The sequence below is a fragment of the Corallococcus sp. CA047B genome (assembly GCF_003612065.1).
GTDB classification, from domain to species: domain Bacteria; phylum Myxococcota; class Myxococcia; order Myxococcales; family Myxococcaceae; genus Corallococcus; species Corallococcus praedator.
In genome coordinates, this window is record NZ_RAWD01000086.1 from 1 (window position 1) to 14860 (window position 14860).

Annotated in this window: 8 protein-coding genes; 4 read left to right on the forward strand and 4 right to left on the reverse strand. The window is 72.1% G+C overall.

What is annotated here, in order from left to right:
• Nucleotides 1-1165, reverse strand: a 1165-nt coding sequence (locus D7X74_RS15830; RefSeq protein ID WP_120533800.1) for a sensor histidine kinase, incomplete at its 3' end; no start/stop codon positions are given.
• 165 nt (nt 1166-1330) lie between these two features.
• Between D7X74_RS15830 and D7X74_RS15835 the strand changes: the two genes are divergently transcribed.
• Both D7X74_RS15835 and D7X74_RS15840 read left to right on the forward strand, forming a co-directional pair.
• Nucleotides 1331-2266 carry an MBL fold metallo-hydrolase gene (locus tag D7X74_RS15835; protein ID WP_120533801.1) on the forward strand — a complete coding sequence of 312 codons (936 nt, stop codon included), beginning with the start codon at nt 1331-1333 and terminating at the stop codon, nt 2264-2266.
• Between the two features lie 31 nt (nt 2267-2297).
• Nucleotides 2298-4058, forward strand: a complete 1761-nt coding sequence (locus tag D7X74_RS15840; RefSeq protein WP_120533802.1) for a M14 family zinc carboxypeptidase — start codon at nt 2298-2300, stop codon at nt 4056-4058.
• Nucleotides 4059-4197: 139 nt separating this feature from the next.
• On the opposite strand, the gene cglD is transcribed toward D7X74_RS15840, so the two are convergent.
• Nucleotides 4198-7608 (reverse strand): adventurous gliding motility lipoprotein CglD, encoded by a 3411-nt coding sequence (cglD, locus tag D7X74_RS15845; RefSeq protein WP_120533803.1) that lies wholly within the window; start codon nt 7606-7608, stop codon nt 4198-4200.
• A gap of 193 nt (nt 7609-7801) precedes the next feature.
• On the opposite strand from cglD, the gene D7X74_RS15850 reads away from it, so the two are divergent.
• Both D7X74_RS15850 and D7X74_RS15855 read left to right on the forward strand, forming a co-directional pair.
• Nucleotides 7802-8614, forward strand: a complete 813-nt coding sequence (locus D7X74_RS15850; protein ID WP_120533804.1) for a TIGR02266 family protein — start codon at nt 7802-7804, stop codon at nt 8612-8614.
• Complete coding sequence (locus tag D7X74_RS15855; RefSeq protein WP_233602115.1) at nt 8611-9561, forward strand: serine/threonine-protein kinase; 951 nt, start codon at nt 8611-8613, stop codon at nt 9559-9561. The genes D7X74_RS15850 and D7X74_RS15855 overlap by 4 nt, the downstream gene beginning before the upstream one ends.
• 13 nt (nt 9562-9574) lie before the next feature.
• Here the strand turns inward: D7X74_RS15855 and D7X74_RS15860 are convergent, their stop codons facing one another.
• Complete coding sequence (locus D7X74_RS15860) at nt 9575-13468, reverse strand: AAA family ATPase (RefSeq protein ID WP_120533805.1); 3894 nt, start codon at nt 13466-13468, stop codon at nt 9575-9577.
• Complete coding sequence (locus D7X74_RS15865) at nt 13465-14709, reverse strand: exonuclease SbcCD subunit D (RefSeq protein ID WP_120533806.1); 1245 nt, start codon at nt 14707-14709, stop codon at nt 13465-13467. The genes D7X74_RS15860 and D7X74_RS15865 overlap by 4 nt, the downstream gene beginning before the upstream one ends.
• Nucleotides 14710-14860 lie beyond the last annotated feature (151 nt).

A 14860-nucleotide genomic window follows, 5' to 3' on the forward strand; every position in this document is an offset into this window, starting at 1 on the left:
GACAGTTCTTCACCAGGTTGAGCAGCACCTGCCGCAACCGGGACGGCTGCACCCACGCGATGCCTTCACCGTGGACCTCCACCGTCACCGGGCCCAGGAGGGCGGACTCGCGCAGGCGGGCCACCACCTCTTCACACGCCTCGCGCAGCGCCACCGGCTCCACCGGCCCGCGTCCCGGACGCGACAGGTCCAGCAGCCCCTCCACGATGTCCTGACAGCGCACCGCCTCCTCCTCCACCACGCGCAGGTCCTCCGCGAGCGTGCCCTCCGCCCGCCGCTGCAACAGCCGCACGTACCCGAGGATGACGCCCAGCGGGTTGTTGATTTCATGCGCCACGCCCGCCGCCAGCCGGCCGATGCCCGCGAGCTTCTCGTGCTGGACGAGCTGCGACTGGTGCGCGCGCAGGGCCCCCGTCATCCGGTTGAGCTGCGCGGCCAGATGGCCCAGCTCTCCCGGGTCATCCTCCGGGATGCGCACGTCCAGGTCCCCGCGCGCCAGCCGGGCCGCCCCTTCCGACAGCCGCGCCACCGGCCGCGCCACCGAGTTGCCGATGTAGACGCCCACGCCCGCCGCGAACAGCGTGGCCCCGCCCAGGAACAGCAGCGCCCAGCGGAAGCTGTCGCGCTCCACCGCGCCCACGTGCGCCTCGAACGCCGCCATCGACGCGTCCGAGCGCTCCGTCAGCCCATCCACCCGCGCCTGGATGCGCGACACCCACTCCAGGGCCTGCCCGTGCGCCGCCTCCACCGCGCGCGCGTCCTTCGCCATCACCGCGGGCAGCAGCGTGTCCCGGTAGAGGACGTCCAGCGCGTCACCCGCCGCCTGGATGTCCGCCACCGCCGCGCGCTCCTCCGCGTCGCGCGCCTGCTGCGAAAGCCTCCGCGTCAGCGCCTCCACGCGGGCGCGGGCCTCCGTGTGGAAGCGCCGGTGGCTGTCATTGCCCAGGATGATGGTGTGCGCCAGGTGCGCGTACTGGTCGCGCACCGCCGTGGCCAGCTCGCGCGCCTCCCGCGCCCGTCCGCCCACCTCGCGCAGCGCGTGCGTGCCCTCATGGATGTCCGACAGCCGGCCGAGCGCATAGCCCGACGCCGCCGCGAACAGCGCCACCAGCGCGCCGAACGCGAGCAACAACCTGCGGGTGGTGGTGCCGGAGACAGGGCGCATCACGGGCCTTCTTATATGGCCGGGGCCCGGTCCCGCGCCCCGGTGTCCTCCACCAGAGCCCCGATACCTCATTCCCCTTGCGCCCCGCCCCGCCTGCCGAGCATGACTCCACCCGAGAGGCGTGCGGGTCCATCCTCGAGGGATGCCCGACACGGGGAGCCACTCATGGCGATGCGCTTCAAGAACCTGGATGGCAGCGGACCGCACCCGTTCAACACCGTCTTCAAGTGGGCCGTGGTGGACAAGCTTTCGGGCAAGCGCCGCAAGTCGCCCGCGCGCGCCACCGTGCCGCACGTGGAGCCGGACCTCGCGGTGCTTGCCACCCCTCCCGCCCCGGGCGAGGGCGCGCGGCTGACGTGGCTGGGTCACGCAAGCTGGCTGGTGCAACTGGATGGCGTGTCGCTGCTCATCGACCCGGTGCTGCGCGACGCCATCAACGTGGTCATCCACCGCAACGTGCCGCCCGGCGTGCCGGTGGAGAAGCTGCCGCCCATCACCGCGAGCCTCGTGTCCCACAACCACTACGACCACCTGGACCTGCCCACGCTCAAGCAGGTGGGGGCCCGCGTCATCACCGGCCTGGGCCACGCGCCCATCTTCCAGGGCGAGGGCCTGCCCTTCAGCGAGCTGGACTGGTGGGAGTCCACGCAGGTGGGGCCCGTGCGCGTGCACTACGTGCCGTCGCAGCACTGGAGCCGCCGCGGCCTCAACGACGCCAACCAGATGCTGTGGGGCGGCTTCGTGGTGGAGGGCTCCAGCGCGCGCGTCTACCACTCCGGCGACACCGCCTACTTCCAGGGCTTCAAGGAGATTGGCTCGCGCTTCCCGCACCTGGACGCGGCGCTGCTGCCCATTGGCGCGTATGACCCGGCGTGGTTCATGCGCTTCCAGCACATGAACCCGGAGGAGGCCGTGCAGGCCTTCGAGGACCTGGGGGCGCTCGCGTTCTTCGCCATGCACTGGGGCACGTTCAAGCTCACCGACGAGCCGCTCGACGAGCCGCCCGTCCGCCTGGACGCGGAGTGGCTGCGCCGGGGCTGGCCGCGCGACCGCGTGCACGTGCTGCCCGTGGGCGGCACGCACACCGTGCGCCACGGTTGAGCCCCGGCGGGGCTTGTGTTCTCAAGCAGGCATGCTCCTGCCCACCCTCACCGCCCTGGTCCTCACGCAGGCACCACCCCTCACCTCCACCTCCGAGCAGAGCGGCTGGACGCGCACCGGCCGCTACGCGGAAGCCGAAGGCCTCTGCCGCGCCCTTCCCAAGGCGTTCCCTGGCAGGGCGCGCTGCGACACGCTGGGCCTGTCCCCGGAGGGACGCCCGCTGGTGGCGCTGGTCGTCAGCCAGGACGGCACCCTCACGGCGGACGCCGCGCGCAAGAAGCAGCGCCCCGTCGTCTTCTTCCAGGGCGGCATCCACGCGGGTGAAATCGACGGCAAGGACGCCGGCTATTGGCTCCTGCGCGACGCGCTCCAGGGCAAGGCGCTGCCGGACGTGCTCAAGGGCGTCACGGCTGTCTTCGTTCCCGTCTTCAACCTGGACGGCCACGAGCGCTTCAACCCCAACCACCGCCCCAACCAGGTGGGCCCGGAGGAGATGGGCTTCCGCACCACCGCGCAGAACCTCAACCTCAACCGCGACTACGTGAAGGTGGACGCGCCGGAGATGGCGCTGCTGCTCAAGTACCTCAACGCGTGGGACCCGCTCGTCTACGTGGACCTGCACGTCACCGACGGCGCCAAGTTCGAACCCGATGTGTCCGTCGCGATAGAGCCCCAGAAGTCCGGCCCGCCCGCGCTCCAGGCGCTGGGCACGAAGCTGGTCGCGGAGCTCTTCACCGGCCTCACCGCCCAGGGCCACCAGCCGCTCGGCTTCTACCCGTCCTTCCTCGAGGACGATGACCCGACGAGCGGCTTCGCCTACGGCGTCCCCCCGCCCCGCTTCAGCCACGGCTTCTGGTCCATCCACCACCGCTTCGGCGTGCTGGTGGAGACGCATTCGTGGAAGACCCACGCCCAGCGCGTGAAGGCCACCCGCGACGTGCTGGAGGGCCTGTTGCGCCTCGTCGCCCGCGACGGCGCCGCGCTCCTGGCCGCCGTGAAGGCGGAGGACCAGAAGGCCACCTCCGGCCAGGTGCGCGAGGTGGTGCTCGGCTGGGGGAACACCGCGAAGCGGGAGACGCTCCAGTTCAAGGGCTATGCGTACGAGCGCGGGCCGTCGGACATCTCCGGCCAGCCGTGGATCCGCTACGACGACACGAAGCCCCAGACGTGGACGGTGCCGTACGCGCCGGAGCTGAAGCCCGCGCTCACCGTGACGCTGCCCGCGGGCGGCTACGTCGTCCCTGCGGCCCACGCCGCATGGGTGGAGCCGAAACTCGTCACGCAGGGCATCACCTTCCAGCGCATCCCCCGCGCGGTGCCCGCCGCCAAGGTGGAGTCGTTCCGCTCGCGGGACTTCCAGTTCCGCGCCCAGTCCAACGAAGGCCACCAGACCCTCACCGCGAAGGGTGAATGGAAGCCGGACACGCAGGATGTGGCCGCAGGTTCGCTCTACGTGCCCGTGGCGCAGAAGAACGTGCAGTTGGTGGCGCATCTCTTCGAGCCGTCCGGGCCGGACTCGCTCCTGGCGTGGGGCTTCTTCAACGCCCACTTCGAGCAGAAGGAATACATCGAGGACTACGTCGTGGAGCCCTTCGCCCGGGAGCTGCTCGCGAAGGACGCGGGCGTGAAGGCCGCCTTCCAGGAGCGCCTGAAGGACCCCGCGTTCGCGAAGGATCCGCGCGCCCGCCTGCGCTTCTTCGCGGAGCGCCACCCGGCCTGGGATGAGCGCTTCGGCCTCTACCCCGTCTACCGCGTCGCGGGCCTTCCCCAGGCCGCCGCCGGGAAGAAGTAGCCCCGGAACGAAGAAACCCCCGACCCTCAGGTCCCTGGAAGGGACGTGAAGACCGGGGGCTTCTGGATGCCTTGCTTCTCAGTCACCCACGCTCCCCCGGTCCGCGCGGCGCCGGGGGAGCGTCTTCATTCCCGCCGCATCAACCGATGGGCTTCTCGCAGGCGCACGCGCTGACGTTGCACTCGAAGCCCGGGGCGCAGCCGCCGCAGTCCGGCTGGCAGACGCAGGCGCAGAGGCCCGGGTCGGCCGCGAAGCCGGTGCCGCAGTTGAGCGCGCCCGTGTCGCAGACGCAGCCGCAGGCGTTGTTGTCGAACTTGTAGCCCGCCGCGCAGGACGCGGACTGCACGCAGGAGCACGAGCAGGAGTTCGTGTTGCACGTCTCGAACGTGCCGCACTCGCCGCCGCAGTCCGGCGCGCAGGTGAAGTCACACACGGCGCGGTCGGTGTTGCACACCTGACCCGCGGGCGCGGTGCCGCCGCAGTCGGACGGGCACTCGCACTTGTCGGTGACGCGGTTGCAGGCGAGCTTGCCCGTGCAGAAGTCCGCTTCGTTCGGGTTGTAGTACTGGGTGTCCGTCGAACAGGGCGGCGGGCTGCCGTTGGGGTTGTTCGAGCGGTCGATCCAGTAGCGGTACGACAGCGCCGCCTGCGTCTGACCGGACGTCTTGGGACGGCACGCACCGTAGAACGACACGGTGCGGTTGATGCCGTCCACGTCGAAGCCGTTGGTGCGGCTGCGCGGCAGGTCTCCGATGCTCGGGCACGCGGCGGGGTCCACCACTTCAGCCACGGCCACCTTCAAGGACGCGCCAATGGGCGGCTTGAGCGTGCGGTAGCCCACCGAGGCGATGACGCTGTCCACGATGGCGTTGATGGTGTTGGTGATGGCCGCCTTGTCCCGGAGGCTGCCCGACACGCCGCCCGTGGCCCGGATGACGTCCAGGTGGCGCGGGTTGGTGGGATCCTCGGACGCGTCACAACGGCCGCCATCCGGCGGGCAGATGATGCCGTGGACCTGGATGGACTGCCCGGTGGGGTTGCTCGTCGTCCCGGACGCGGTGCCGGTGTTGTTGAAGTACGCCGTGTAGTTGGCGACCGTGTCCGTGGACTGGTCCTTCACGTCCGTGAGGATGATGACCACCAGCTTGGCGCCCGCGCGCAGCTTCGTGTCCGCGGCGCCCTGGGAGGCCCCCAGGTCGTTGATGGCCTTGCGCGCCGACTCCAGTGGACGCTCGGCCCCGTCACCCGCGAGGCCCACCCAGCACTGCTTGTCCGTCGTGCAGACGGTGGTGGGGATGGGGGTGTAGTTGGTGCCGGCCTTCACGGCGCACACGCTGTTGTTGCACACCGCGTTCTGGGTCAGCCACGACTTGAACTGGTTCACGTTGGTGGTGAAGTTGCGCAGCACGCCCGTGTTCGGCTTGGCGCCGTGGGTGTAGCTGGTCGTCACCATGCCCAGGCGCCAGTCCATCGCGGCGTTGCCCAGCTTGTTGGCGACGGCCGTGGCGGCCTCCGCCAGGTACGTCTGCGACGACGCCATGGAGCCGCTGTCGTCCACCACGAAGAGGAAGTCCACGATGGCGGTGTTGCCCGTGAAGACCTCGCACTGCACCGCGTCCGCGTCGCCGAACTGCGCCAGCGCGGAGCCGCCCGCCGTGTCCGCCGTGGTGAACAGGCTGCCCGCCTCCGTGTAGCTGCCGGCCGGGGTGATGGCGAGCACCACCACCACGCTCTGGTCGGAGCGGTGCACGTACTGCGCTTGAATCTTGAACGGACCGGTGATGCCGGCGTTGCCACCCAGTTGCTCCGTGGTGGCGGGAACCAGCGCCTTCACCAGCGTGTTGGTGAACGCCTTGAGGTCCGTGGTGCCGGCGAGCGCGTAGCGGGAGACCGCCGCGGGGAAGCCGTCCCAGGTCGTGAACGTCTGGGTGAACTCCACGGTCGCCGTCGCCAGTTCCGGCGTGCCGGTGCGGATGCCCGACTCGTCATCGGACGGCGTGGTGGAAGAACCCACCTGGGCGCGCTTGTACGCGATGAACGTCACCTGCTTGGTGTCGTCGTAGCCCATCACGCCCACCGTCTGTCCGGAGGCCTTGATGTTGATGAGGTTGGCCGTCTTGAAGGTGTTGGGCAGCGCCAGCCGCATGTCCGCGCCGCTGTCCTCGCGGAACGTCACCGTGCGCAGGTTCTGCGCGCTGCACGCCTTGCCCGCCGGCGTGTTGGCCGCGCCGTCCGCGGGGTTGTTCGGGTTCAGCTCGCCCGGATCCACGCGGCCGTTCTGGTTGGAGTCCTCCGCGCCATCCGGGATGCCGTCACCGTCGGAGTCCGGCTTGGTGGGGTCCGTCTTCGTCGTGGGGTCCGCGTCGCCGGAGTAGCCGCAGGTGGTGCGGGGGGCCGCCGCCGTCGCCACGCCGCGCTCCACGCCGTCCAGCAGGCCGTCACCGTCGGTGTCCGGGTTGGTGGGGTTCGTCTCGCCGGCCTCCACGATGCCGTTGGAGTTGGGGTCTTCCCCGAGGAAGCCATTGCGGCCGGCGCCATCCTGGAGGCCGTCGCAGTCGGTGTCCGTCAGGCGCGGATCCGTCTCACCGGAGTCCACGCGGCCGTTCTTGTTCTTGTCCTCCACACCGTCCGCCACGCCGTCGCCGTCCGTGTCGGCCTTGGTCTTGTCCGTCTGGGTGGCGTCCTCCACCGAGTCGGGGATGCCGTCGAAGTCGGTGTCGGGGACGGACGCGGCGCAGTCCGCCACGCGCGGGTTCTTCTCACCCGGGTCGTGGACGCCGTTCTTGTTCGTGTCCTCCGAACCGTCCGAGCAGGTGTCGCCGTCGGTGTCGGGCTTGAGCGGGTCCGTGCCGGTGGACTTCTCCAGGCCGTCCGGCAGGCCGTCGTCGTCGGTGTCGCGCTTGCGCGGATCCGTCTCACCGGGGCTCAGCGAGCCGTTCTTGTTCGCGTCCTCCACGCCATCGGACAGGCCGTCATTGTCGGAGTCCGCGGTGTTGGGGTCCGTCTCTCCGAGGTCGCGCTTGCCGTTGCGGTCGGCGTCCTCCAGGCCGTCCGGCAGGCCGTCGCCGTCCGTGTCCACCTTCACCGGCGAGGTGCGCGAAGCCGGATCCTCATCCGGGTAGAACGAACAGGTGGGGACCACGCTGCTCGTGCGGCCCACTTCCACGCCGTCGCGGATGCCGTCGCCGTCGGTGTCGCGCAGGCCGGGGCTCGTCTTCAACCCGCCCGTGTAGACGGTGGAGTATTCCTCCTGGTCCGTCAGGCCGTCACAGTCCGAGTCCTTGGTGGCGTTGGTCGGATCATACGGGTCGGTGGGGACCTTGCCCGGGTCAGGGTCGGGGTCCACGATGATGCCTGCGTCCTCGACGTAGCCGGCGTCGAAGCCCGCGTCGACGACACCGGCGTCGGTGCCGCTGCCGCCATCGTCGGAGGGGCCTGCGTCGGTGCCTGGGCCGGGGCCCGGATCGGGGTCTGGGTCACTGCCACCGCAGCCCGCAAGCAGCGTGGCCGCAAGCAGGGTGCCGGAGAAGAGTCGGATCCAATTGCGCATACGAGTTGGCACTCCGGGAAGGGGGGTTACGGAGAGTCCCCAGCATAGAGGGAGCCGAGCGGAATTCCGATGTAGGTGCTCCCCTGGTAGGAGGGACGCATCTCGATTTGGAAACTTTGCGTCCGCCGCTGTCGCCTGTTTCCGACCGCACTGTCTGGACGGGGGACTGGAGGGCTCGGCTATCGTCCGGCCCGTGCCTGTCTTCGGTCTCGCGGCGGTGTGGAGGGGAGGGGCGTCGCCCGCGAAGGCGGCGTCCGTGGTGGAGGGCCTGGGCGCGTTGTTGCCGTCCGCGCAGTCCATGCAATTGCTGGTGGCGTTCCGCGACGAGGAGGGTGCGCTGGAGGTGAAGGTGGAGGTGCCCGGCTATCCGCGCGCGGCGGTGGAGCGGTTGGGCGAGGAGGTGCGCAAGAGTGGCGGCACCTTCGTGGAGCTGTGGCGGCTGCCCAAGTCGGAGCGGGACGCCCTGCGCTCGAAGACGCTGGCGGGCGGCACGCCGTTCACCGGCGACGAGCGTGCGCGGGCGGCGCAGGAGCTCCAGCAACACCTGGAGGCGCTGGCCGCGCGACCGCCGCCGTCCGCGCCCGCGCCCCTTTCCACCGCGCCAGCGCCGGAAGTCGCACCCGCGCCCACGCGGGGCGGCGAGTCCTACCGTGCCCCGGAGGAGGAGGCGCCGGAGGACGGGCCGCAGCGCCGGGGCCGGCGCTTCGCCGTGAAGCTGGAGCTGGAGTTCCGCACGGAGCTGGACTTCGTGCGCGAGCACGCGCTGAACATCTCCAACGGCGGCCTCTTCGTGCGCACGGCGCACCGTCCTCCCCAGGACAGCGTCGTCACGGTGGACGTGAAGCTGCCCAACGGCCAGCGGCTGCAGGGCGAGGCTTTGGTGGTGCACGTGGTGGACGCGCCGTACACAGGCGGCGTGGGCCTGGCCTTCCTGAGCGACGACGCCACCTTCTCGCGGACGCTCGACGACTACCTGGCGAGTCTGGTCGGCGGGGAGAAGGCGTGACCACGCAGGAGGAAGGGTCCCTGGAGAAGTGGCCCCGCGACTGCGGGCGATTCCAGCTGCTGTCCCGGCTGGGGCGCGGCGGCAACGCGGAGGTGTTCCGCGCGCGGATGGTGCAGGGGATGCTGGCGGGCGAGGAGGTGGCCCTCAAGCGCGTGCGTCCGGAGCGCGCGAGGGACCCCGAGGCGCGCGAGCAGCTCCTGCACGAGGCGGAGCTGGCGCGTTGCCTGTCGCATCCGCACATCGTGGGCTTCCGCGAGTACGGCGAGCAGGCGGACGGGCCCTATCTGGCACTGGAGCTGGTGGAGGGCACCGACCTGGGCCGGGTGCTGGCGCAGTGCCGGCGTCGGCGCATCGAGCTGCCCATCGACATCTCGGTGATGATGGTGCGGCACGTGCTGGAGGCGCTGGCGCACGCGCACGCGGCCACCAACGCCAAGGGGCGGCCGCTGGCGGTGGTGCACTGTGACGTGTCGCCGCACAACGTGCTGCTGTCGCGCGGCGGCGAGGTGAAGCTGGCGGACTTCGGCGTGGCCCGCTCGCGCGCGGGCATGGCGGTGGACTGGCGGCGCATGGGCAAGCAGCACTACCGCTCCCCGGAGCTGCTCGCGGGCGAGGTGTCGGTGGCGGTGGACCTGTGGGCGGCGGCGGTGCTGCTGTACGAGCTGCTGTCGCTGGAGTCGCCCTTCGAGGGCGGCACCGAGGAGGAGGTGGAGGCCTCCATCCGGGGTGTGCGGGTGACGCCCGTGCGCATGCTGGCGCCGGAGGTGTCCGACCCCTTGGCGCTGGTGTTGGACCGGGCGCTCGCGCCGCATCCCGCGCAGCGCTTCTCGTCGGCGGAGCAGTTCGCCCGGGCGCTGGCGGCCCTGAGCGACGACCGGGTGGCGACGCCGCTGGCGGTGGCCGCGGTGGTGCGCGGCCTGATGGGCGCGGAGCCGGTGTCGGGCTGACGCCCGGGGCGGCTCACGCCACCTGTTGTCCCAAGGCGACGGTGATGCCGCCGTCGCCTTCCACCACGAGCCGGCTGCGACCGCCGCCCTGCTTCACCACGCGCACCTGCACGCCGATGCGCTCCGCCAGCCCGCTCACGTGGGAGATGATGCCCACCTGCCGGCCGGTGGCCTGGAGCGCATCGAGCGTGGCCAGCGCCACCTCCAGCGTCTCCGGATCCAACGTGCCGAAGCCCTCATCGATGAAGAGGGTCTCCACCTGCGTCGTCTCCGACGACAGCGAGGCCAGCCCCAGCGCGAGCGCCAGGGACACGAGGAAGCTCTCGCCGCCGGAGAGGCTGGCGACGCTGCGCACCTCGTCGCCCATGTCGCCGTCCACCACCTGGAGATCCAGGTCGTGGCCGGGCACGCGCTCCAGCCGGTAGCGGCGCGCAAGCTCGCGCAGGTGCGCGTTGGCGTGCAGGAGCAGCGCATCCAGCGTGAGGCTCTGGGCGAACACCTTGAACTTCTTCCCGTCGTGCGAACCGATGAGGTCGCCCAGCGTCTTCCACACCTCCGCCGCGCCCCGGCGCAGCTCCAGCGCGCGTGCCTCCGCGCCGTGTCGTGCGCGGGCCGCGTCGTCATTGTCCAACCGGGCGCGCAGCATGGCCTCCGCGCGGCGGCGCACGTCGACATCCGTGCGCAGGCGCTCGCAGAGGCCAGCGACGTCGGCTTCGGCCAGCGCGGGGAGGCCCGAGGCTTCATGGCGCACCCGGCGTTCCTGGCGCTCCACGAGCACGGCGCGGGCCTGGGCCACGGACTCGCGCAGGGCGTTGAGCGAGCGCGCTTCGCTGTCGCACCAAGCGGCGTCGCGGGACAGCAGGGCCTTGAGTTCTTCCAGCGTGGTGCCATGGCCCGCGAGGCGTTCGGCGAGGACCGCCTGGGCGCTCTCAAGCGCGCGGACCGCTTCGGCGCGCAGACGCACCGCGTCCTCGGCGCGCGCGGTGGCCACCTTCTCCGCCTGCTGGAGGGACTCGGCGGCCTCGCGGGCGCGCTCGTAGGCGTCCACGGCCGTGTCGAGCCGCGACTGGACCTCCGCGCGCACCTCCTGCGTGGGACGGCCCTGGAGCAGTCGCGCGCGGGCCTTCGAGGCGTCCTGGAAGGCCGCGTCCTTGAGGCTCGCGCGTCCGGCCGCGGTCTGGGCGTCCTCGTGGCGGGCCTGGAGGCGGACCTCTTCCCGGGCACGGCGGCCCTGCTCTTCCTCCAGGCGTTTGCGCGCGGCTTCGAGCTCGGCGACGCGCTCGCGCCACTTCGTCACGCGCTCCAGGCACCGACCCTGGAAGCGCAGCGGATCCTCCGCGAGCTTCTCCTGCCAGGGAGAGGTCTCATTGGCGAACGGCGGAGCGACCTCGGTGAGCGCGCGCTGTCGTGCCTCGCGGGCGGTGTCGCGGCGAAGAAGCGCTTCGCGGTGGGCCTGCACCGCGCGGGCAAGGGCATCCTCGGCCTTGCGCAGCGCTTCGGCGGAGCCCTCGCGTCGCGTGCGCAGGGTCTCCAAGCGGGCACGGGCCTCTCGCGCGGCGGCGGCCCGGAGCTCCGCTGACTCCTCCTCCTCACGCAGGGTCGCAAGCCGGACGCGCACGTCCTCCTGCGCCCTCTGGGTCCACGCCTGCGCGCTAGCGGCCTCCGCGTGCTCGGGGGGCGCGTCCCCAGCGCGGGAGTTCTCGGACCTGCCTGCCAGGGATGCGGCGGCCGCCGGGGACAGCGAGCCATCCACGCCGGAGCGCACCTCTCCGGGCAATGAGGACACGTCGACGCCGGGGAGCACCGCGCGGATCCACCGCTCGCGCGCCGCCTTCCATGATTCCTGATGTCCCGTGCGCCTGCGGGCTGCCGTGTCGCGCCGACCTTCTGCCTGCGTCGCGGCCGTGTCCGCCGTCGCCTGCCGCACGCTCGCCGCGCCTTCCTGCTTCGCCGCGACATCCCGCGCCGACTCCAGCTCCACCACCCGGGCCGCGGCCTCCGCGACCAGCCCCTCCAACGCCGAACCCTCGCGGGCATACGGATGCTCGAGCGCACCACACAGCGGACAGGCTTCGCCCTCGTGCAGCGCGGCCCGGTGCGAGGCCAGTCCCTGCGTCGCCTCCGCGCGCGACTGCGCACGCCGGGCCTCCTGCAGCATCGCTTCCTGCGTCGCACGCCGCGCCGCCGCGTCCTTCGCCTCCTCCCGCGCGCGCTCGGAGGCTTCGCGGTGCGCCTTCACTTCCGCGTCCGCGTCGCCTTCCGCCGAGCCCTCCACCCGCGCGCCCTCCCCCGCGAGCGCCAGTGCCCCCAACGCATCCTGCCGCGCCAGCAGGGCCTCCCGGAGCGCCCGTCGCGCCGCGCCCCCGTCCTCCCCCAGCGCCGCCTCCGCGTGGGTCGCCAATGCCAGCGCCTGCGCTTCGGCCTCGGCCGCGCCCTGGTGTTCCTCGCGACGCGCCTGGGTCTCGCCGCCCAGCCGGTCCACGTCCTTCCCCAACCGGTCCGCGTCCGTCCCCGCCGCCTGCTCTTCCTTGAGGGCGCCCGCGTAGCGCTCCAGCTCGCGCTGCCAGCGGGGCCATTCCGTGGCCAGGGGCTCCCAGCTCTCATGCGAGGCGCGCCACGCCTGGGCCGCGTCCACCAGCCCCTGGGCCTTCGCCTCCGCGGCCTGCACCAGCGCCAGCGCCTCCTGGGCGGCGGTCTCCGCCGCCTGTGCCTGCTTCGCCAGCTCCGCGGTCTCCCGGGCCTCGCGCTCGGCCTCCGCGCGCCGCGTGTCCAGCCTCGCCGCCTCCTCCAACGCCGGACGCACCGAGGCCTCCGCCTCCTGCGCCGACGCCCGCGCCACCTCCGCCTGCATCCGCACCTGGCGCTGCGCCGCCGACGCCGCGAGCGCTGCTTCCGCCTGCGACGCGCGGCCGACCTGTTCCGCCTCCGCCAGCACACAGCGCTGCTCCGCGGTCTCCACCGCCGACACGACCGCGCGGAACCCCTCCGCCGCGCGCACCGACTCCAGCAGGGCCTCGCGAGGCGCCGCCGCCTCCTTCTCCGCCACGGCCCGCGTCACCGCGACGTCGGAAGCCTGTTCCTGTCCCACCAGCTCCGCGCGCAGCGCGTACCAGGACCGGGCCCCTTCGGCCTCGCGCAGCCGGGTCTCTTCGCGCACCCGCGCGGCCTCCTCCTCGCCCAACTGGCCGCGCGCGCCCTCCCGCTCCGCATCCGACAGCAGCGCGATGGCCGCGAGCCCGTGCGACAGCCGCGTCAATTCCTCCTGTTCCAGCGCGTTCTTCTTGTGCGCCGCGACGGACAGCCGGCTGTACACCTCCGTGCCCGTCATCCGCTCCAGCAGCTCCGCGCGCTCGTTCGCATCCGCGCGCAGGAACGCCGCGAACTCTCCCTGCGCCAGCAGCGCCGAGCGCCGGAACTGATCGAACGACAACCCCAGCCGCTCCTGAATGGCCTGGAGCACCTCGCCCTTGGTGCGGCCGAACAACTGCCCCGTGGCCACGTCCGTCAGGCTCAGCTCCTGCGGCCGGAAGCGCCCTTCCGCGCGCTCTCGCGCCCGCCACACGTTCCAGCGCGCCCGGTAGCGCCGCCCGTCCTTGCCCTGGAAGTCCACCTCCGCGTGGCCCTTGCCCGCCCCGCGCCGCAGCATGCCGCGCACGTCGTAGGCAGAAAGACGCGCCTCCTCGTCCTCGTCCGCGCGGCCCACCAGCACCTTGCTGGGCCCACCCAGCCGGGGCGTGCGGTCGAACAGCGCCAGACACAGCGCATCCAGGAGCGTGCTCTTCCCCGCGCCCGTCGCGCCGGAGATGGCGAACAGGCCCAACCTGTCCAGCGGCGCCTGATCCAGCTCCAGCTTGAACTCACCGGAGAAGCTCGTGAGGTTGCTGCCGCGAATCGCCAGGATCTTCACGACGCGTCCTCCTGCACCTGCGTGAGCAACGCGTGGAACGACTCCAGCAGCTCCGGCGTGGGCGGCTCCTTGAAGTCCCGCGCATACCGGGCGAGGAACACGTCCTCTGGCGTGCGCTCCCGCAGCGACAGCCCCGGCCGCACGTCCGCCAGCGCCCCGCCCGTCCCCGTGTAGAAGGGCGTCAGCTTCACCAGCCGCGCCGCGCGTCCCTCCAGCGCCTGCTCCACCTTGTGGCGCAGCGCCGGCTCCGGCCGGGGCAGCGACACGCAGACCTCCAGGTACGGCCGCATCGACTCCGGCATCCCCGGCTCGAACGCGGGCAGCGCCGCGAGCAAGTCCAGCACGTCCGCGAGCACCAACGCGTCCCTAGCGGGAACCCGCACCATGTCCGTCGTGCGAGGCACCGGCAAGGGACGCACCTGCTTGAGCGCCCCGTCCTCCACGTCCACCAGCAACACCTGATGCTTGTAGTGCGCTTCCGACAGGGACAGCGGCAACGGAGAGCCGCTGTAGCGCACGCCCTCGCGACCGCCCACGCGCTGGGCCTTGTGCAGGTGCCCCAGCGCCGCGTACGCGACGTCCTCCGGGAACAGGTCCACCGGCAGCGCGTGCTGGTTGCCGCCCAATATCTTCCGCTCGCTCAGCTCCGACAGCTCCGAGCCCGTCATGTAGCAGTGGCCCATGGTCACCAGCGCCTGACCGGAGCGCCGGCGCCTGCGCGCCCCGTCCAGCACCTCCGCGTACACGGAGCGCACGCCCTCCACCAACCGGTCCACCGTCGCGTCCGCCACCGGCGGCAGGTCCGAGGGCCGCAGGTACGGCACCGCCGCCACCCACGCGCCCACCTTCCCGCGCGCGTCGTGCACCGGCACCACCAGCCGCTCCAGCTCCAGCGCGCCCTGCTGACGCGGCAGCCCGCCCACCACGCGCACCCCCAGCGCGGTGAACAACGGATCCGGCGCGTCCAGTCGCGCCGCGGAGTCGTGGTTGCCGCCCACCACCACCACGTCCAGCTTCGGCAGCGCACGGCGCGCGCGCGCGATGAAGTGGTACCAGGCCGCCTGCGCCTCCGCGCTGGGGTTGGCCGTGTCGAAGATGTCCCCGGCCACCAGGAGCGCGTCCACCTCCTCCGACTCCAGCGTGGCCAGCAGCCACGTCAGGAACGCGGTGTGCTCCGCCTCGCGCGAGACGTCATACAGCGTGTGTCCCAGGTGCCAGTCCGACGTGTGCAGCAGGCGCATCCCGCGTTCACCCTCCCTCGTGGCCCGGCCCCAGGCGCCAGCCGGGCAGCCTCCCCCGGTGACGGCCCGACTCCAAGCGGCGAGCCCCCGCTCCCTTACCTGCCCCCTCTGACATTGTCGAAAAAGGGCGTCATTCCGCGTGCTTGCGCGA

Coding starts and splice junctions, on each gene's coding strand:
- cglD (WP_120533803.1), bottom strand. CDS start 7,608: ATGCGCAATTGGATCCGACTCTTCTCCGGCACCCTGCTTGCGGCCACG.
- D7X74_RS15835 (WP_120533801.1), top strand. CDS start 1,331: ATGGCGATGCGCTTCAAGAACCTGGATGGCAGCGGACCGCACCCGTTC.
- D7X74_RS15865 (WP_120533806.1), bottom strand. CDS start 14,709: ATGCGCCTGCTGCACACGTCGGACTGGCACCTGGGACACACGCTGTAT.
- D7X74_RS15840 (WP_120533802.1), top strand. CDS start 2,298: ATGCTCCTGCCCACCCTCACCGCCCTGGTCCTCACGCAGGCACCACCC.